The organism is Martelella lutilitoris, from assembly GCF_016598595.1.
Taxonomy (GTDB): Bacteria; Pseudomonadota; Alphaproteobacteria; order Rhizobiales; family Rhizobiaceae; genus Martelella; species Martelella lutilitoris_A.
Genome location: NZ_CP066786.1, coordinates 344,537 through 362,438, shown reverse-complemented (window position 1 = coordinate 362,438; position 17,902 = coordinate 344,537). Strand labels below are relative to the sequence as shown.

Sequence of the window (17,902 nt, the reverse complement as noted above, 5' to 3'; positions counted from 1 at the left end):
GGAAATATTCCTCTGTCTGGAGTTTCGGCAAACGCCGTTTACCCTCATCCGGCCTTCGGCCGCCTTCTCCCCAAGGGGAGAAGGGGACGCCGGCGACGCCCTGCCTATCCGCTCGTTCCAGCGATGGCTGCTTCTCTCCCCCTCGCCCCGAAGGGGAGAGGGTGGCGCGGATGCGCCGAGTGAGGGGAGGAACCCCGGCGTGGGCGATACTGCCCCTTTCCTTTCCACAAGCGCCATCAAACCTTCAACTCCGGCAACACCCCTGCCCCAACCGCATCGATCAGCACGCCATCGCACACCGCCACCGCAGCCTTTTCGAGATCGCCGGCCATGTAGCGGTCGTCTTCGAGCGTCGTCACCAGCGCGCGAAATGCGGAAATGACCCGGCGCAGAACCGGGCTTGTGGCGAGCGGCGCGCGAAGCTCGACGCCTTGCGCGCCGCACAGCGCCTCAATGCCGATGATATGGGCGAGATTGTCGGTCATCGCCAAAAGCCGCCGCGCACCGTGGCAGGCCATCGACACATGGTCTTCCTGATTGGCCGAGGTCGGCGTCGAATCGACGGAGGCCGGGTGCGCCATCTGCTTGTTCTCGCTCATCAGCGCGGCAGAGGTGACCTCGGCAATCATCAACCCTGAATTCAGCCCCGGCTTTCTCGACAGGAAGGCGGGCAGACCGAAGGAGAGCGCCGGGTCGACCAGCAAAGCGATCCGGCGTTGGGCAATCGCGCCGATCTCGCAGACGGCGATGGCGATCTGGTCGGCGGCAAACGCCACCGGCTCGGCATGGAAATTGCCGCCGGAAACGACGCTGTCGTCGGAAAGCACCAGCGGGTTGTCGGTGGCCGCATTGGCCTCGATTTCCAGCGTGCGGCCGGCCTGGCGCAGAAGATCGAGGCAGGCGCCATCGACCTGCGGTTGGCAACGGATGCAATAAGGATCCTGCACCCGCTCGTCGCCCTCGATATGGGAGACGCGGATTTCCGAGCCTTCGAGCAACGCCCGCAGGCTGGCCGCCGCATCGATCTGGCCCTGATGGCCGCGCAGCGCGTGGATATCCGGATGGAAGGGCGCCGGCGAGCCCATGGCCGCGTCGGTGGACAGCGCGCCGGTGACGAGCGCCGTCTGGGCGCAGCGGAAAGCGCTAAACAGCCCGGCAAGCGCCAGTGCCGTGGAGACCTGCGTGCCGTTGATCAGCGCAAGCCCTTCCTTGGCTGCCAAAGTGACCGGCGTGAGCCCCGCCCTCGCCAATGCCTCAGCGCCGGAAAGCCGTTCGCCGGCGAAAAAAGCCTCGCCCTCGCCCATCATCACCGCGGCCATATGCGCGAGCGGGGCAAGATCGCCGGAGGCCCCGACCGAGCCTTTTTCCGGAATGACGGGGGTGACGTCCTTTGCCAGCATATCCTCGATCAGGCGCACCAATTCCGGCCGCACGCCGGAGGCGCCGCGGCCGAGCGAGATCAGCTTCAGCGCCATGATCAGCCGCACGACGCTGCCATCTAGCGGCGCGCCGACGCCGCAGCAATGCGACAGGATGAGATTGCGCTGCAGGGTGGCGGTATCGGCGGCATCGATCCTGATCGAAGCCAGTTTTCCGAAGCCGGTGTTGATGCCGTAGACCGGTTCATTGCCAGCCGCGATCGCGGCAATGCGGGCGGCGGCCTTTTCGATGGCAACGTCGCAGCCGGGGTCCAGCCGCACGGCGTCATCGCCGCGATAGATTTTTTCCAGCGCGGCCAGCGTCACGCTGCCGGGGGTGAGAACAAGCGTCATCGCGTCACCTCGTGGCCGTCGACATAAAGCCGGGAAAGCGGATTGAAACCGATGCGGTAGACAAGCTCGGCCGGCGCATCGACATCCCAGATCGCGATATCGGCCGCCTTGCCGGCTTCCAGCGTACCGGTTTCCTCCGCAAGACCGAGCGCGCGGGCGGCATTGCGAGTCACGCCGGCAAGGCATTCGGCAACGGTCATACCGAACAACGTCGCGCCCATATTCATGGTCAGAAGCAACGAGGTGAGCGGCGATGTGCCGGGATTGCAATCGGTCGCGAGCGCGATCAGCGTGCCGGCCTCGCGCAGGGCTGCGACCGGCGGAAGCTGCTGTTCCTTCAACGTGTAGAATGCTCCGGGTAGCAGCACCGCGACCGACCCGGCCTCAGCCATTGCCTTTGCGCCAGCCTCGTCGAGATATTCGAGATGGTCGGCGGAGAGCGCACCATAAGACGCCGCCATTTCCGCGCCGTGCAGATTGGAAAGCTGTTCGGCGTGCAGCTTCACCGGCAGGCCAAGTGCTGTTGCCTTTTCAAACACCGGCTTCAGTTCGTCGGGCGAAAAGGCAATGCCCTCGCAGAATGCGTCAACGGCATCGACAAGGCCTTCCGCATGGGCCGCTTCAAGTCCGGGCAGCACCACCTCCGTTATGTAATCGCCGTTGCGGCCCTTGTATTGCGGTGGCGTGGCATGGGCAGCCAGATAGGTGGTCTTGATGCGCACCGGGCGCAGTGTCGCCAAGCGTCGGGCAGCGCGCAGTATCTTCAGTTCGGCCTCGACATTGAGCCCGTAACCGGACTTGATCTCGATGGTCGCGACGCCTTCGGCAATCAGCGTGTCGAGGCGCAGCAGAGCCGTTTCGACCAGATCATCTTCCGAAAGCGCATTGGTGGCGGATACGGTCGAGACGATTCCGCCGCCGGCGCGGGCGATCTCCTCGTAAGGAGCGCCCTCAAGCCGCATCTCGAATTCCTTCGCGCGACTGCCGCCATAAACGATGTGGGTATGGCAATCGATCAGCGCGGGCGTGACCAGCCTGCCGCCGCAATCGACCGTCTGGAAACCGGCGCAGTCCGCTGGCAGCGCCTCTTCCGCGCCGACATAAGCAATCCGCCCGTCGCGAACGGCCAGAACGCCGGAAACCGGCGCAATGTCATTGCCGGTCATGGCGCAAAGGCGGGCGTTGGTAAAAAGCGTGTTCGGCGCAGAACGCATCTCTTTCCCCTTATTGTCTTGGTTGATTATTATGTATATACATATCGAAACGATCGGCAAGAACAAATTTCGAGGCGGAACCGACCAGATGCCAATGACGATCTTCGCAGAAAACGTGCTGACACCGGAAGGCTGGCGCTCGAATGCACGCTTTTCGCTCGCAGCGGGCCGCATTTCCGGCCTCGCCTTCGATCAGGCGCCTGAGCCTGGCGACGAGCGCCACGGGATCATCGTGCCCGCTGTGGCCAATCTCCATTCTCATGCCTTCCAGCGCGCCATGGCCGGCCTTGCCGAGCGCCGCGGCCCGGCCAGCGACAATTTCTGGAGCTGGCGCGAGGTGATGTACCGCTTCACCTTCGCCATCGAACCGGACGAGGTCGAGGCGATCGCGGCGCAGCTTTACATGGAGATGCTGGAAGCGGGCTTTTGTCGCGTCGGAGAATTCCACTATTTGCACAATGACAAGGACGGCAGCCATTACGGAAACATCGGCGAGATGGCCGAACGCATTGGCGCTGCCGCGTCCGAAACCGGCATCGGCCTGACGCTGCTGCCGGTCTTTTACGCCCATTCCAATTTCGGCGGCGCGGAACCGAACAATGGCCAGCGCCGCTTCATCCATGATCGCGACAGCTTTTCCCGCCTGATGGAAGCCTCGGCAAAAGTGGTTGCCGGGCTGGAAATCGCCGTTCTCGGCGTTGCCCCGCATTCGCTGCGCGCCGTGACACCCGAGGAGTTGGAATTTGCCGCAGGCCTGACGGACGGTCCGGTTCACATGCATATCTCCGAGCAGACGAAGGAAGTCGACGACTGCCTTGCCTGGAGCGGCAAGCGCCCGGTTGAATGGCTGCTCGACAATACCGGCGTCGATGCTCGCTGGTGCCTGATCCACGCCACCCACATGACCGAAGCGGAAACCGACGGGTTGGCGAAATCCGGCGCGGTCGCGGGCCTCTGCCCCGTGACCGAGGCCAATCTCGGCGACGGTATTTTCCCCGCAAGCCGGTTCCTGAGCTCCGGCGGCGCTTTCGGCATCGGCTCGGATTCCAACGTTCTGATCGGCCTTTCCGACGAGCTGCGCCAGCTCGAATATGCCCAGCGTCTCGGCGAGCGGGCCCGTAACGTGATTGCCGAACCCGGCGGCACGACCGGCCGCAAGCTGTTTGACGGTGCGCTTACCGGCGGGGCGCAGGCCATGGGGATTGAAGCCGGTATTGCGGAAGGCAGACCCGCAAGCTTCTTCTCGCTTGATGACAGCGCCGCGCCATGGCTGAAGGAGGATCAGGCCCTCGACGGGTTCATCTTTGCAAACCAGATCAGACCGGATTGCGTCTGGGTAAATGGAAAGAGGCAGGTCGAAGGCGGACGTCACCTGAAACGCGCGGCGATTTCGGCGCGTTTCCGCAAGGCTATGACGGCGCTGATGGATCGCTCCGCATAAGTCTTTGGCAAGCCTTTCCGGCGTGGTAGGAAAGCTCCAAATTCTTTCCTCTCCCCTCCCAAGGAGCGCACCATGCCCGATGAAATGCCTCGCCCCAAAGCCCACGACCTCCCCTACCGCCCGAATGTCGGCGTCATGATTCTGAACCCCGAAGGCAAGGTCTGGCTTGGCCGGCGACTTTCGGAGGGCAATTCCGAATCCGATGGCTCGCCGCAGCTCTGGCAGATGCCGCAGGGCGGCATCGATCCCGGCGAGAACCCGCTTGAGGCAGCCAGACGCGAGCTCTACGAGGAGACCGGCATGAAGACGGTCGAGCTTCTCGGCGAGACAAAAGGCTGGATCAATTACGACCTGCCCGAGCACCTGATCGGCATCGGGCTCAAGGGCCGCTATCGCGGCCAGACCCAGCGCTGGTTCGCCTTCCGCTTTCTCGGATCCGACAACGAAATCGCCATCAATCCGCCGCCGGACGGACACATGCAGGAGTTCGACGCCTGGCAGTGGACCGATATCGACGAACTTGCCGGCCTGATCGTGGATTTCAAACGCGCCGTCTACGCGCAGGTCACCGCCGAGTTCCGACATTTCGCAAAGGGATGACCCGGAACGCGAGAAGACCCGGACCTCTGCGGCCCGGGCCTTCTAAATACAAAAGCGAGAGCGCCTTTACTCGGCTTCGTCGGTCGCGCCAGCGTTCAGCTGGGCGTATTTCTTCTCGCCGAGCGATTCCAGGAGTTCGAGCTGGGTCTCGAGGAAGTCGATATGGCCTTCTTCGTCGATCATCAGCTCCTCGAACAGCTTCATGCTGACGTAATCGCCGGCCTCGTGACAGATATCACGGGATTCCTTGTAGGAATTGCGCGCCTCATACTCGCCGGCGAGATCGCTTTCGAGCACTTCCTTCACCGTCTGTCCGATGCGCAGCGGCGCCACGGTCTGGAGGTTCGGATGGCCTTCGAGGAAGATGATGCGATCGGTGAGCTTGTCGGCGTGGTGCATCTCTTCGATGGACTCGGCACGCTCCTTGGACGCCAGCTTGGTCAGGCCCCAGTCCTGCAACAGACGGTAATGCAGCCAGTACTGGTTGACGGCGCCGAGCTCAAGAAACAGCGCTTCGTTCAGCCGCTCGATTACTTTTTTGTCGCCTTTCAACGTCCGTTCTCCTTTTTTCTTCCTGGAACTTCTTCAGGCGGCTCAAAAAATCACAAAACTCGGCGCCGGTCGAGTCGCGATTGACGTGATACTGCTCGGAGGTACGGACGATGATATCGATGACGTTCGGAAAGCAGCCGCAGCATCGGCCGCGCTTTTTCATGCGGTTATAGACCGTGCCGGGAACGATGATGCGCCAGCAATCCTCGTCGAGGAGCTCGTTCACCACGTCCACGATTTCTTTCTCGGTCACAAAATTGCAGCTGCAGACAAGCATGCCCTTCACCATTGACGTTCGTCAGCGATCGTCTCCTATTTGCAAAAGGAGAGGTTCGTTGTCAAGAATAAACGCTGTCACCAGCGCTCACGTCACGTTGAAGCAGCATCCGCCGCCGGTAGGTCTTTATTTGATGGAGGCCATGGCGCAGGGGTCAATGCCATAGGCAGGCGCGCAGCCCGGCTTGCCCGCCGCGATACTGCCGGGCGCGGCCAGAGAAGCCGCCATGATGATCAAAGCCGCGCCTGCAAACAGAACAGCAATCGACTTACCCATTTTCAAAGACACCTTGTTTCAGTGGGACCGGCAAGGCCATCTTCCCGATGACCTTTCAATAATTGGTAAAGACGTAAGCCATGTGACGGGTTCCATCGAAACCCGGGAATTTGCCATAATTCAGCCAAAAACCTGACGGCGGAAAACCTTGATGTGTTCAGGCGGTTCGACCGAACTGACCGTGCTGGCGGTATTGCACGAGATAGGTCGGCAGGATCGCGTCAAGCTGCGCGGGGCGAATGCCGAGACCTGCAAGCGTGCGGCCCTCGGCTGCAGCCTCTTCGGAGACGACATTGTCGGATTTCAGAAGCCTTACCTGATCGGCCGTCAGCGGCGGCGTGATCAACGGCACGGAGCCCGCTATGCCGCCGAAGAACGAAGCGAGGCCGAAGGGCAGCGACACAAGGCCGCGCTTGCGGCCTGTCACGCGCAGCACTTCTTCGAGACATTCGCGGAAGGTCAGCACATCGCGGCCGCCGAGCTCATAGACCTTGCCGCCTTCGACCTTGCCGTCGACGGCGCGCGCGATCACCTCGGCGACATCGCCGACATAGACGGGCTGGAACTTCGTCCTGCCGCCGCCAATCAATGGCAGAACCGGCGAGATCAGCGACATCTTGCCGAACTTGTTGAAGAAATCATCCTCCGGCCCGAAGATGATCGAGGGACGGACGATCACGGCTTCCGGCAGGATTTCCCGGACGGAAGCCTCAGCCTTGGCCTTGGAACGGGCATAGTGCGATTCGCTTTTCTCGTCGGCGCCAATGGCGGAAACATGGGTCAGCGTCGCGCCGGCATCGCGCGCGCATTCGGCCACCAGACGCGCGCCGTCGGCCTGCACTGCGTCGAAACCGTTCTTGCCGCTCTCAAACAGGATGCCGACGCAGTTGACGACGTGATCGGCGCCTTCCACAGCCCGGCGCACCGAGTCGGGATAGCGCAGATTGGACTGGAAGAAGGTGATCTGACCGACATTGCCGAGCGGCTGCAGGAACAGCGCGAGATCGGGCCGGCGCACGGCAACGCGGATGCGATAGCCCCTCTTGGCAAGCGCACGAACGACATAGCGCCCGACGAAACCCGACCCGCCGAAGACCGTGACCAGCGGAGGAATGTTCGATAGCGTCATGCCTAGCTCCTGAAATCGCCGAAAGCCGAATTGATTACCCGAGTGCAATAGCCCAAACAGGGCTGAAGGTGAAGGGTCAAGCTGACGCAGTTCACGCCGCCGCCGCCCGCCTCATGAAATTTCGCCCCTGGCGTGTCGAAAGTGACACATCGCCCTTTATGCGGACCCTGTTTCCTGTGACATAGCGCTTTCGATATCGGCGACAATGGCCTCTGCCGCCGCCTTCGGGTCTTCCGCGCGGAGGATCGGCCGGGCGACGACGAGGTGGGACGCGCCGGCGGCAATGGCGTGTGCCGGCGTCATCACCCGTTTCTGATCGTCCGCGGACGTCCCCGCCGGGCGAATGCCGGGCGTGACGATCGCGCGTTCCGGCCCGATGATGTCGCGCACCAGAACCGCTTCGGCCGCCGAGCACACAATGCCGCCCATGCCCGCTTCCGCCGCCTGCGCGGCGCGGCGTTTCACCAGCGCCTGCGCATCGCCCGGATAGCCGGCCTCGGCAAGGTCGGCGTCATCCATCGAAGTCAACACAGTGACGCCGAGAAGGCAGAGCCCGGAGCCCTCGGCAGCCTCCACCGCCGCGCGCATCGCCTTGGGATAGGCATGCAGCGTCAGCATCGACATGCCCATCTTGGCGATGTTCTCGACGCCCTTGGCAACCGTATTGTCGATGTCGAGCAGCTTCATGTCGAGGAAGACCTGCTTGCCGTCGGCGGCCAGTTCGCGGGCAAAGGAAAGCCCGCCGGCAAAGGCAAGCTGGTAGCCGATCTTGTAGAACGAGACGCTGTCGCCGAGCCGCGCAACCATCTGCGCCGCCTCGTCCACACTCGGGACATCCAGCCCCACGATCAAGCGTTCGCGTGCACTCATGCCACAACTCCTTCCCGCCAAGAGCCCTGTTCGCGCTCCATGTCGCACAAAACCCAAAAAATGGGAAGGAAAAAGGCCGGATCAGACCCGCATCGGCATCAGCACATAAAGCGCGTTCTCGCTGTCGGTGTCGCGCACGAGCGTCGGCGAGCCGGCGTCCGCGAACAGGAAGATCGCCTCGTCGCCGGTGAGCTGCGAGGTGATGTCGAGCAGATATTTGGCGTTGAAACCGATATCCATCGCCTCGCTGTCATAGCCGACGGCGAGTTCATCGGTGGCGCTGCCCGAATCGGGGTTGTTGACGGTGAGCGTCAGCTGGCCTTCGGCAAGCGACAGTTTGACGGCGCGGCCGCGCTCCGACGAAACGGTCGAGACGCGATCGACCGCCTTGGCGAAGGCATCGCATTCGATCCGCATTTCGCGGTCGTTATTGGCCGGGATCACGCGCTGGTAATCCGGAAAGGTGCCGTCGATCAGCTTGGAGGTGATCACCACCGAGCCGATGGTGAAGCGGATCTTGGCGTCGGAGACCTCGACGTTCACGATGATTTCGGGGTCATCGACGAGCTTCTGCAATTCGCCGACGGTCTTGCGCGGAATGATGACGCCCGGCATGTTCTCGCATCCCGAAGGCGCATCGATCTCGGCCCGCGCCAGGCGGTGACCGTCGGTGGCGACCGCCCGCAACTTCAGCTCGGAGCCTTCGGTCATGGCGTGGAAATAGATGCCGTTCAGATAGTAGCGCGTTTCCTCGGTCGAGATCGCGAACTGGGTGCGGTCGATCAGCATCTTCAGATCGGCGGCCTTCAGCTTGAAGGCATGGCTGAACGTGCCCGCGGTCAGGTCCGGGAAATCCTCCTGCGGCAGGCACTGCAGCGAGAACTTGGACTTGCCGGAGGCGACCGAAATGGTCTGGCCGTCTGAGGCCGTTGCCAGCGAAACCTCGGCGCCGTCGGAAAGCTTGCGCACGATCTCGTAGAGCAGATGGGCCGGAACGGTTGTCGCGCCCGCCTGCTCGACCATGGCCGGCGTCTTCTCGGTGATCTCGAGGTCAAGGTCGGTCGCCTTCATCTCGAGATCATTGCCCTCGGCCTTCAACAGAACGTTGGAGAGAATCGGAATGGTGTTGCGGCGCTCGACCACGCGGTGAACATGGTTCAGGGACTTCAGAAGGTCGGATCTTTCGAGCGTGATACGCATGACTTTCGCTTTCACTCTTTCGCACGGGTCAAATGCCGGACGGCAGTCGAACGGGGCCTCGCGTCCCAAAAGGCCGCGGGCGGGGAGACAAAATGACAGCAAATTCGTGCCGATTGCAAGAGCCGGCAGCAAGCCTCCACCCATATTCCGGTTGCCTACGGGGTCTGGGAGGCACCCTCGCCCCTTGTCGCGGGATGACGGCCATGATCAAAGAGGGAAACCGGGGACGTGAGATGAGCGACGGCAACAGATTTGAAATCGCGGGACATTCAATCGAGGCCCGGCCGCTTTCGCCCGGCCTCTACCTTGTCGCCACCCCGATCGGCAATCTCGGCGATATCACCGTGCGTGCGCTCGAGACCCTTGCCGGCGCGGACGTCCTCGCCTGCGAGGATACGCGCGTCACCCGCAAGCTGCTCGACCGTTTCGCCATTGCCAGGCGCCCCTTCGCCTATCACGAGCACAATGCGGAAAAGGCCGGGGAGCAGCTGATGTCAGCCCTTCGCGCTGGGAAGAGCGTCGCCCTCGTCTCAGATGCCGGAACGCCGCTCGTCTCCGACCCCGGCTACAGGCTCGCAGGCCTGGCGATCGCCGAGGACATCAAGGTTGTCCCGATCCCCGGCGCTTCCGCGCCGCTGGCAGCCCTTGTCGGCGCGGGGCTTCCCAATGATGCCTTCTTCTTTGCCGGTTTCCTGCCGCACAAGGACAAGGGCCGCCGTGATCGGCTGGCGGAGCTTGCCGAAATTCCGGCAACGCTGATCTTCTTCGAATCGCCCCATCGCATCGGCGCGACGCTCGAGGCGGCAAGCGCCGTGCTCGGCGAAAGCCGGCAGGCCGCCGTCTGCCGGGAACTGACCAAGACCTATGAGGAATTCCGGCGCGGCACGCTTGGCGAATTTGCGGAGGCCTATCGCCAAGCGGAAGTCAAGGGCGAGATCGTGCTCGTCATCGGCCCGCCGCCCAAGCCGGAAGCCCCGGGCGAGGCGGATGTCGACGCGCTGCTGCAGGCGCTTGTCGCCGATATGCCTGCGGCGAAAGCGGCGGCGCAGGCCGCAAGGGAGACCGGCCTTGCGCGCAAGGACCTCTACCAGCGGCTTCTCAACCTGAAGCACGGCGATGGGGCGTGAGGCGAAAAGGCGGCGGGAGGCGGAACGACGCGGGCGGCGCGCCGAAAGCCTTGCCGCGCTTTATCTTCGCCTCAAAGGCTACCGCATCCTCGCCATGCGCTTCAAATGCCACGCCGGCGAAATCGATATCATTGCCCGCAAAGGCGACCTCGCCGTCTTTGTCGAGGTCAAGGCGCGGACGAGCGAAAGTGTGGCGGTCGACGCCGTGACCGCCATGGCCCAAAGACGCATCCGCGCGGCCTCCGATGTCTGGCTGTCGCGCCAGCTAGACGCCCATCGCCTGTCGCAACGCTACGACATCCTCGCCTTTCTGCCCCGCCGCCTGCCCCGGCACTTCCCGGATGCCTTTTGACGATACGAACACCGGGAGTGCGCAAATGAAAACATCCGCGCGCTCGGTTTTATAAATTTGAAACAAAATCGTCGTTCGGACGTCACGTAGGCGCGATACCCCGCTTCCATCATCCACCGCGATGATTACTCAGATTCTGAACGGGGACTTTCATCATGAAGAAATTTGTTCTGGCCGCGCTGACAGTCGGCCTTTCGACCTCGACCGCCTTCGCCGCCACCGACATCACCTGGTGGCACGGCATGGGCGGCAACAACCAGGCCGTCATCAACGAGATTTCCAAGCGCTTCAACGAAAGCCAGGATGCCTGCAACCTGACGCCGGTTTCCAAGGGCACCTATGAAGAAGCGCTCGCTTCCGGCATCGCTGCCTTCCGCTCGGGCGAACAGCCGAACATTCTGCAGGTGTTCGACGCCGGCGCCGCCACGATCATGAACGCCAAGGGCGCCGCCATTCCGGCCGAAGACCTGATCAATAACGCCGGCTACGACTTCAACCGCGAAGACTTCATCGAAGGCGTGCGTTATTTCTACGCGGACAGCGATGGCAAGTTCGTCGGCATGCCGTTCAATTCCTCGGCGCCGATCATGTACATCAACACCGAAGCCTTCGAAAAGGCCGGCGTCGAAGCGCCGAAGACCTGGGAAGAGTTCGAAGAGATCGCCCCTGCCCTGAAGGACGCCGGCTATGTCCCGCTCGTCCAGTCGCAGCTCACCTGGGAAATGACCGAGAACTTCTTCTCGCGCAACAATCTCCAGTTCGCCACCAACAATAATGGCTATGACAGCGTCGACGGCACCGAGATTCTCGTCACCACGCCCGAGCACGTCATGATGTACGAAAAGCTCAAGGACTGGTACGACAACGGCTATTTCGGCTATTATGGCGCCGGCTGGTCCGACAACCAGAAACCCTTCGAGGAAGACAAGGTCGCGCTCTGGGTCGGCTCCTCCGGCTCCTTCGGCGGCCTGCAGAAATCCGCCCAGATGCCTTTCTCGGCAACCTTCCTGCCCTACTGGGACTCGATCGAAGGTGCGGGTACCAACTCCTTCATCGGCGGCGCCGCCCTCTTCGCGCTTTCCGGCAAGGATGACGCGCAGAACCAGTGCACGGCCGATTTCTTCCAGTTCCTGACCTCGCCGGAAATCCAGTACTTCTGGCACAAGTCCACCGGCTATGTTCCGGTCACGACTGCCGCTTACGAGCTGGCCAAGGAAGACGGCTGGTACGAAGAGCAGCCGGTTGCCGAAGTCGGCATCCAGCAGCTTTCGCTGCCGGGCGGCGAATGGTCCAAGGGCTACCGCATGGGCTTCTACCCGCAGATCCGCGAAGTCATGGAACGCGAATACAACAAGATCTTCGCCGGCGAGACCTCCGTTGAAGACGCCATGGCGACGATCCAGGAAGAGGGCAACGCCCTTCTCGCCCGCTTCGCCAAGACGGCTTCCAACTAAAGGCCCTCGCACCGAAACAACCGATCCGGGGGCTAACGCTCCCGGATTTTGGCGTGTTTGGAAAATGTAGTCCCGCCGCAAATGGCGGTCGCGTTTGCCCGAGTGACGGAACTTGCTCCCGATACTCTCTCCCGCTTGCGGGAGAGATGCCCCGAAAGGGGCAGTGAGGGTGAAGCAGCGTATCTGATCGCAAGGGCACCCGAGGGAATAGATTCCCCCCTCACTGTCGCTGTCGCGACATCTCTCCCCTCCGGGGCGAGAAGACCTGGGGGCTATGCGGCATGGGCGGAGCTGTCGCCCCGACCGCAACAGGAAACAGAAAATGAAGCGCGTCCAGTTCAATTCGCCCCTGCTGCCCTATCTCTTCGTGCTGCCGCAGATGGCCATCATCGTGATCTTCTTCTACTGGCCGTCGGTGCAGGCGATCCAGTCGTCCTTCTATCTGGAAGATCCCTTCGGCTTCAGCGCGAGTTTTGTCGGCTTCGACAATTACGTCGATGCGCTGACATCGAGCTATTATCTGCGCGTCGCCCAGTTCACCGTGATCTTCACGGTTCTGGTGACCTTCTTCTCGCTCGCGCTCGGCCTGCTGCTTGCCTCCAAGGCCGATGATGTCATTCGTGGTTCGAGCAGCTACAAGACGCTGCTGATCTCAGTCTATGCGATCGCGCCTCCGGTCGCAGGCCTGATCGGCATGATGTTCTTCGACCAGCATATCGGCCCCTTCGTGAAGATGGCCGCGTGGTTCGGCTGGGACATGAAGGTCGGCATCAATTATTTCGACACCGCCTTTGCGATGATCACCGTCGCCGTGTGGAAACAGATCCCCTATAATTTCATCTTCTTCCTGTCCGGCCTGCAGTCCATTCCCGTTTCCGTGCGCGAGGCGGCGGCAATCGACAACCGTTCGCGCCTTGGCCGGTTCTGGACCGTCACCCTGCCGCTCCTGGCGCCGACCGCCTTCTTCCTCCTGATCATCAACATGACCTATTCGCTGTTCGACACGTTCGGCATCATCGACGTGATCGTCAAGGACAAGGCCGCCAACAACCCGATCACCCTGGTCTACAAGGTCTATATGGACGGCTTCCGCGGCAATGACATCGGCGGCTCGGCGGCGCAATCGGTGATCCTGATGCTGATCGTGCTGGTGCTCACCTTCTTCCAGTTCCGCTTCATCGAGCGGCGCGTGCACTACAATTGAGGAGCCGGACCGATGCATAGAACAAATTTCTGGGACCATCTCATCCTGCTCTTCGGCGTCTTCATCATGGTCGGCCCGATCTTCGTCGCCTTCATGACCTCGACCCATGAAGCGGTCGACGTTCACATGAAAGGCCTCCAGGTCACCTGGGGCGATGATTTCGTTGACACCTACAAGGAGGTGCTGACCACGCGCGGCGGGTTTACCGGCGACGTGACCGGCGCCCGCATGGTGATGAACTCCTTCATCCTCGGCATCGGCTTTGCCGTCGGCAAGATCGTGCTTTCGATGATGGCGGCCTATGGACTGGTCTATTTCCGCTCGCGGTTTTCGACGCTGTTCTTCTGGATGATCTTCACCACCCTGCTTCTGCCGCTTGAGGTGCGCATCCTGCCCTCCTACGACGTCATGACCAAGCTCGGCCTCGTCAACACCTATACCGGCCTGATCGTGCCGCTTCTGGCATCGGCCACCGGCACCTTCTTCTTCCGCCAGTTCTTCAAGTCGGTTCCCGACGAACTGCTGGAGGCCGCCCGCATCGATGGCGCCGGGCCGTTCAAGTTCTTCATCGACATTCTCGTGCCGCTGTCGAAGACGATGATGGCGGCGATCTTCATCATCATGTTCGTTTATGGCTGGAACCAGTATCTGTGGCCGATGATCATGACCAACGAGGAAACATTCTACACTCTGGTGCGCGGCATCAAGCAGATCCTCCTCGTCTGGGTCGGAAGCCAGATCCCCGAATACAACCAGGCCTTCGCGCTGGCGGTTCTCGCCATGCTGCCGCCGGTCCTGATCGTGGTGATCTTCCAGAGCTGGTTCATCAAGGGCCTGACGGAAAGCGACAAATAGGAAGAATAAAATGGCTGCTATCGAAATTTCAAAGGTCTCCAAGATCTATTCCGGCGATGCCCGCGCGGTCGACAATGTCGATATCCACATCGAGGACGGCGAGTTCATCGTCCTTGTAGGCCCGTCCGGCTGCGGCAAGTCCACGCTTCTGCGCATGGTGGCTGGCCTCGAAGCGATCACCGAGGGCGAGGTGAAGATCGGCGGAAAGATCGTCAACAGGAAGGATCCGGCCGAGCGCGATATCGCCATGGTGTTCCAGAACTACGCGCTCTATCCGCATATGACGGTCTACAACAACCTGGCCTATGGCCTGAAAAACCGGGGCACGCCGAAGGCCGAGATCGCGGCGCGGGTGAAGGAAGCCGCCCGCATGCTGGAGCTGGAACCCTATCTGGAGCGAAAGCCCCGCGCCCTTTCCGGCGGCCAGCGCCAGCGCGTCGCCATGGGCCGGGCGATCGTGCGCAAGCCCGCCGCCTTTCTCTTCGACGAACCGCTTTCGAACCTGGACGCAAAGCTGCGCGTCTCCATGCGCGGCGAGATCAAGCATCTGCAGAAGCGCCTCGGCACCACCTCCATCTATGTCACCCACGACCAGCTCGAGGCGATGACGCTCGCCGACCGGCTGGTCGTGCTGAATGCGGGCCGCATCGAGCAGATCGGCACGCCGCTCGACGTCTACCACAAGCCGGCCTCGACCTTCGTCGCCAATTTCATCGGCTCGCCGGCGATGAACCTCGTTTCCGGCGAACGGAACGGCGACCGTCTGGCGATCGGCTACAATGTGCTGACCATGACGCGCGACCTGCCGGTCTCCGGCGCGCTCACCGTCGGCATCCGCGCAGAAGATCTGCAGGTTGCCGAGGATCCGGCCGCGCACACGATCACCGCCAAGCTCGATTATGTGGAGGAACTGGGCGCAACGCGTCTTGCCCATTGCCTGATCGGCGAGCAGAGCCTGACCGCCGCGCTTTCACCCGCCATTCCGCTTGCAGACGAGATGCGCTTTTCGATTGATCCGGCAAAGCTGCATTTCTATGATCGGGAAACCGGCAAGCGGATCCATTCCCGGAGCGCAACGGTTACAGCCTGAAGCAACGCCCATGCCGGAACTTTTCACCGATTGCGTCCATGCCCTGGAAGGACCCGGTCGCGCCGAACGCGAGCGCATTCTGGGGCTGGAAAAATCAGCGCATGTTCACGACCGCTACCGGCAGGAACTCTCCTGTCTGCAGACGCTCGAGACCGGCGGGGCCCCGTCGGCGATAGACCTGCTGGGCTTTCCCTTCCAGGCCGCCGCCTGGAACCTGCAGCGCGGGCTGTTCCCCGAAAGGAGCGCCGAAAAGCTTGCCGGCGAACAAGCCAGTCTGGTGATGCTTTCGGAAATGGACAACGGCATGGCGCGCACGGCCCAGCGCCACCCGACCGCCGAGATCGCCAACGCGCGCAAAATGGCCTATGCCTACGGCGTCGAGTTTCTCGAGCTCGGCCTCGGCAATGAGGCCGAGCGGCCCTATTGCACCGATGACTTCAATGCGAAAGGCTTTCACGGCAATGCTCTTCTTGCCGCCACGGCGCTGCAGACCCCTTTCATGCTGCCGCTTTCCGGGCCGCCGATCTGGTTTTCCGACGACAACGACCAGCCGCGCATCGGCGCGCGCATGGCGATCGGCGCGAAGATCGAGACCACCGGGGGCCCGATCGTCGCGCTCTCGACCCACCTGGAAAGCCATGGCGACATTGAACTGCGCGAACGCCAGATGGCCGACATCTTCAACCTGATCGACTGGCATTTTTCCGACCTGCCCGTGCTGATCGGCGGCGATCTCAACACCGGCAACCGCACCGGCGGCGATGCCGATGCCGAAACGCTTTTCGATCTGGCGCGCGACAGGGGCTATCAGCGCCATGGCGGCCCGAAAGACAGGATCACCACGCGCCCCAGCCTGATCTCCGGAACGGATCCGCAACCGATGAAGCTCGACTGGTTTCTCTCGCGCGGGCTTGTGATCGCCGAAAGCCGCGTGGTCGACGCGCTGGATGACGAGGGCACGCCCCTTTCGGATCACGATCTGCTGATCTGCACGGTCTCGGGCATCTCCGACTGACGCAAGGCGATTGCCAACGGCTCATGCGGTGACTACATATCGAGGCGCTTCAAACCAGACCGGGGGCTCCAGTTTCATGGCCGCAATCAAAAAAGTCGCCGTCCAGATGGACCATATCTCCACCGTGAAGATTGCGGGCGATTCCACCTTCGCCATGTCGCTGGAGGCGCAAAACCGTGGCTATGAGCTCTATCACTACACCCCCGACCGGCTGACGTTGCGGGACGGCAAGGTGATTGCCGCCGTGGAACCGATGACGCTGCGCGATGTGGAAGGCGACCATTACACGCTCGGCCCCGCCGAGCGCACCGACCTTTCGACCATGGATGTGGTGCTGCTGCGCCAGGACCCGCCCTTCGACATGGCCTATATCACCTCGACCCACATGCTGGAGCGCATCCACCCGAAAACGCTGGTGGTCAATGATCCGGCCTGGGTGCGCAACTCGCCGGAGAAGATCTTCGTCACCGAATTTGCCGATCTGATGCCGCCGACGCTGATCACCAAGGATGTCGGCGAGATCGCGCGCTTCCGCGAGGAAATGGGCGACATCATCCTGAAGCCGCTCTACGGCAATGGCGGCGCGGGCGTGTTCCATTCCACCCGCGACGACCGCAACTTCACCTCGCTTCTGGAAATGTTCGAGCAGATGTTCCGCGAGCCCTATATTGCCCAGGCCTATCTGCCGGCCGTGCGCAAGGGCGACAAGCGGATCATCCTCGTCGACGGCGAATTTGCCGGCGCGATCAACCGTGTGCCGGCAGAGACCGACAGCCGCTCCAACATGCATGTCGGCGGACGCGCCGAACCCTCCGAACTGACGGCGCGCGAGGAAGAGATCTGCGCGCGCATCGGCCCGTCACTGAAGGAGCGCGGCTTCATTCTCGTCGGCATCGATGTGATCGGCGACTATATGACGGAAATCAACGTCACCTCTCCCACCGGCATTCGCGAGGTGAAGAAGTTCGGCGGCGCGGACATCGCCGCACTCATGTGGGACGCGATCGAGAAGAAGCGCGGCTGAGCCCTATTTGTTTTGTGAGACGAGCGCCTGCTGCGTGAGCGAATTGCGCAGCTCGCTCTTCTGGGCGTCGATCATGCCCGAGATGAGGAACAGGTCGACCAGCCACCAGATGCCGAAAATGGCGAGAAACAGAAAACCGACAACGAAGACGGCGGTGAGCCAGCCGACGACATTGAGAAGCAGCATGGCGATCGCCGATCCGTGCCGGCCAAGATAAAACCGGTGCGCGCCGGCCCAGCCGACGAAAAACCACAGAAGATAGGCGGCCGCCGGCGATTTCGCGCCATTGGTCACGCGCTGCTCGATCAGGATCTGCTCTTCGGTCGAAAGACCCATATCACTCTCCGCCATATTGTTCCGGCACGCTTCGTGCCCTGTTTACGGTGACGGCGTCTTGGATGTCCATCCCACAGGCGCCGGTGTGATACTGAATGAAGGAGGTTCATCTTT

The 17,902-nt window shown here is 62.0% G+C and carries 19 protein-coding genes; 11 read left to right on the top strand and 8 right to left on the bottom strand.

From position 1 onward, the window contains the following. Positions 1–236: 236 nt before the first annotated feature. Positions 237–1,772: a histidine ammonia-lyase gene (gene hutH, locus JET14_RS01755; RefSeq protein ID WP_200336533.1), complete on the bottom strand. Its 1,536-nt coding sequence runs from the start codon at positions 1,770–1,772 to the stop codon at positions 237–239. Beyond that, complete coding sequence (gene hutI, locus JET14_RS01750; protein ID WP_200336532.1) at positions 1,769–2,986, bottom strand: imidazolonepropionase; 1,218 nt, start codon at positions 2,984–2,986, stop codon at positions 1,769–1,771. The genes hutH and hutI overlap by 4 nt, the downstream gene beginning before the upstream one ends. An 88-nt stretch (positions 2,987–3,074) precedes the next feature. Here hutI and JET14_RS01745 point away from each other — a divergent pair, with 88 nt between their 5' ends. Together JET14_RS01745 and JET14_RS01740 are read left to right on the top strand one after the other, a co-directional pair. Beyond that, positions 3,075–4,427: a formimidoylglutamate deiminase gene (locus JET14_RS01745; protein ID WP_432443075.1), complete on the top strand. Its 1,353-nt coding sequence runs from the start codon at positions 3,075–3,077 to the stop codon at positions 4,425–4,427. Positions 4,428–4,499: 72 nt separating this feature from the next. Then, positions 4,500–5,027: an RNA pyrophosphohydrolase gene (locus JET14_RS01740; RefSeq protein WP_246750462.1), complete on the top strand. Its 528-nt coding sequence runs from the start codon at positions 4,500–4,502 to the stop codon at positions 5,025–5,027. A gap of 66 nt (positions 5,028–5,093) precedes the next feature. Here the strand turns inward: JET14_RS01740 and bfr are convergent, their stop codons facing one another. Together bfr and JET14_RS01730 are read right to left on the bottom strand one after the other, a co-directional pair. Further along, positions 5,094–5,579 (bottom strand): bacterioferritin, encoded by a 486-nt coding sequence (gene bfr / locus JET14_RS01735; RefSeq protein ID WP_024708862.1) that lies wholly within the window; start codon positions 5,577–5,579, stop codon positions 5,094–5,096. Further along, positions 5,527–5,856, bottom strand: coding sequence for a (2Fe-2S)-binding protein (locus JET14_RS01730; protein ID WP_200337952.1), 330 nt, complete (start codon positions 5,854–5,856; stop codon positions 5,527–5,529). Before JET14_RS01730 ends, bfr begins: the two co-directional genes overlap by 53 nt. A gap of 226 nt (positions 5,857–6,082) precedes the next feature. Between JET14_RS01730 and JET14_RS01725 the strand changes: the two genes are divergently transcribed. After that, on the top strand, positions 6,083–6,268 hold the full coding sequence (locus tag JET14_RS01725) for a hypothetical protein (protein ID WP_200336531.1): 186 nt from the start codon (positions 6,083–6,085) through the stop codon (positions 6,266–6,268). Between the two features lie 21 nt (positions 6,269–6,289). Here JET14_RS01725 and JET14_RS01720 read toward each other — a convergent pair whose 3' ends face one another. The 3 genes from JET14_RS01720 to dnaN all read right to left on the bottom strand — a co-directional run bounded on the left by JET14_RS01720 (position 6,290) and on the right by dnaN (position 9,331). After that, positions 6,290–7,261, bottom strand: coding sequence for a complex I NDUFA9 subunit family protein (locus JET14_RS01720; protein ID WP_200336530.1), 972 nt, complete (start codon positions 7,259–7,261; stop codon positions 6,290–6,292). Positions 7,262–7,417: 156 nt separating this feature from the next. Further along, complete coding sequence (gene pyrF / locus JET14_RS01715) at positions 7,418–8,131, bottom strand: orotidine-5'-phosphate decarboxylase (RefSeq protein WP_200336529.1); 714 nt, start codon at positions 8,129–8,131, stop codon at positions 7,418–7,420. Positions 8,132–8,212: 81 nt separating this feature from the next. Next, on the bottom strand, positions 8,213–9,331 hold the full coding sequence (gene dnaN / locus JET14_RS01710) for a DNA polymerase III subunit beta (RefSeq protein ID WP_200336528.1): 1,119 nt from the start codon (positions 9,329–9,331) through the stop codon (positions 8,213–8,215). 233 nt (positions 9,332–9,564) lie between these two features. On the opposite strand from dnaN, the gene rsmI reads away from it, so the two are divergent. The 8 genes from rsmI to gshB all read left to right on the top strand — a co-directional run bounded on the left by rsmI (position 9,565) and on the right by gshB (position 17,452). Further along, entirely contained in the window at positions 9,565–10,458 is an 894-nt protein-coding gene (gene rsmI / locus JET14_RS01705) for a 16S rRNA (cytidine(1402)-2'-O)-methyltransferase (RefSeq protein ID WP_200337951.1), read from the top strand. Continuing rightward, positions 10,448–10,810 (top strand): YraN family protein, encoded by a 363-nt coding sequence (locus JET14_RS01700; RefSeq protein ID WP_200336527.1) that lies wholly within the window; start codon positions 10,448–10,450, stop codon positions 10,808–10,810. Before rsmI ends, JET14_RS01700 begins: the two co-directional genes overlap by 11 nt. Before the next feature lie 155 nt (positions 10,811–10,965). Beyond that, positions 10,966–12,264, top strand: coding sequence for an extracellular solute-binding protein (locus JET14_RS01695; RefSeq protein ID WP_432443056.1), 1,299 nt, complete (start codon positions 10,966–10,968; stop codon positions 12,262–12,264). A gap of 322 nt (positions 12,265–12,586) precedes the next feature. Beyond that, on the top strand, positions 12,587–13,468 hold the full coding sequence (locus JET14_RS01690) for an ABC transporter permease subunit (protein ID WP_200336526.1): 882 nt from the start codon (positions 12,587–12,589) through the stop codon (positions 13,466–13,468). Between the two features lie 12 nt (positions 13,469–13,480). After that, the gene (locus JET14_RS01685) at positions 13,481–14,323 is read left to right on the top strand and encodes an ABC transporter permease subunit (RefSeq protein WP_183487210.1); all 843 of its coding nucleotides are present in this window, start codon (positions 13,481–13,483) and stop codon (positions 14,321–14,323) included. A gap of 10 nt (positions 14,324–14,333) precedes the next feature. After that, the gene (gene ugpC, locus JET14_RS01680; RefSeq protein ID WP_200336525.1) at positions 14,334–15,413 is read left to right on the top strand and encodes a sn-glycerol-3-phosphate ABC transporter ATP-binding protein UgpC; all 1,080 of its coding nucleotides are present in this window, start codon (positions 14,334–14,336) and stop codon (positions 15,411–15,413) included. Positions 15,414–15,423: 10 nt separating this feature from the next. Then, entirely contained in the window at positions 15,424–16,428 is a 1,005-nt protein-coding gene (locus tag JET14_RS01675; RefSeq protein WP_200336524.1) for an endonuclease/exonuclease/phosphatase family protein, read from the top strand. Between the two features lie 76 nt (positions 16,429–16,504). After that, positions 16,505–17,452, top strand: a complete 948-nt coding sequence (gshB, locus tag JET14_RS01670) for a glutathione synthase (RefSeq protein ID WP_200336523.1) — start codon at positions 16,505–16,507, stop codon at positions 17,450–17,452. A 3-nt stretch (positions 17,453–17,455) separates the two neighbouring features. On the opposite strand, the gene JET14_RS01665 is transcribed toward gshB, so the two are convergent. After that, on the bottom strand, positions 17,456–17,788 hold the full coding sequence (locus tag JET14_RS01665) for a TM2 domain-containing protein (protein ID WP_200336522.1): 333 nt from the start codon (positions 17,786–17,788) through the stop codon (positions 17,456–17,458). Between the last annotated feature and the right edge of the window lie 114 nt (positions 17,789–17,902).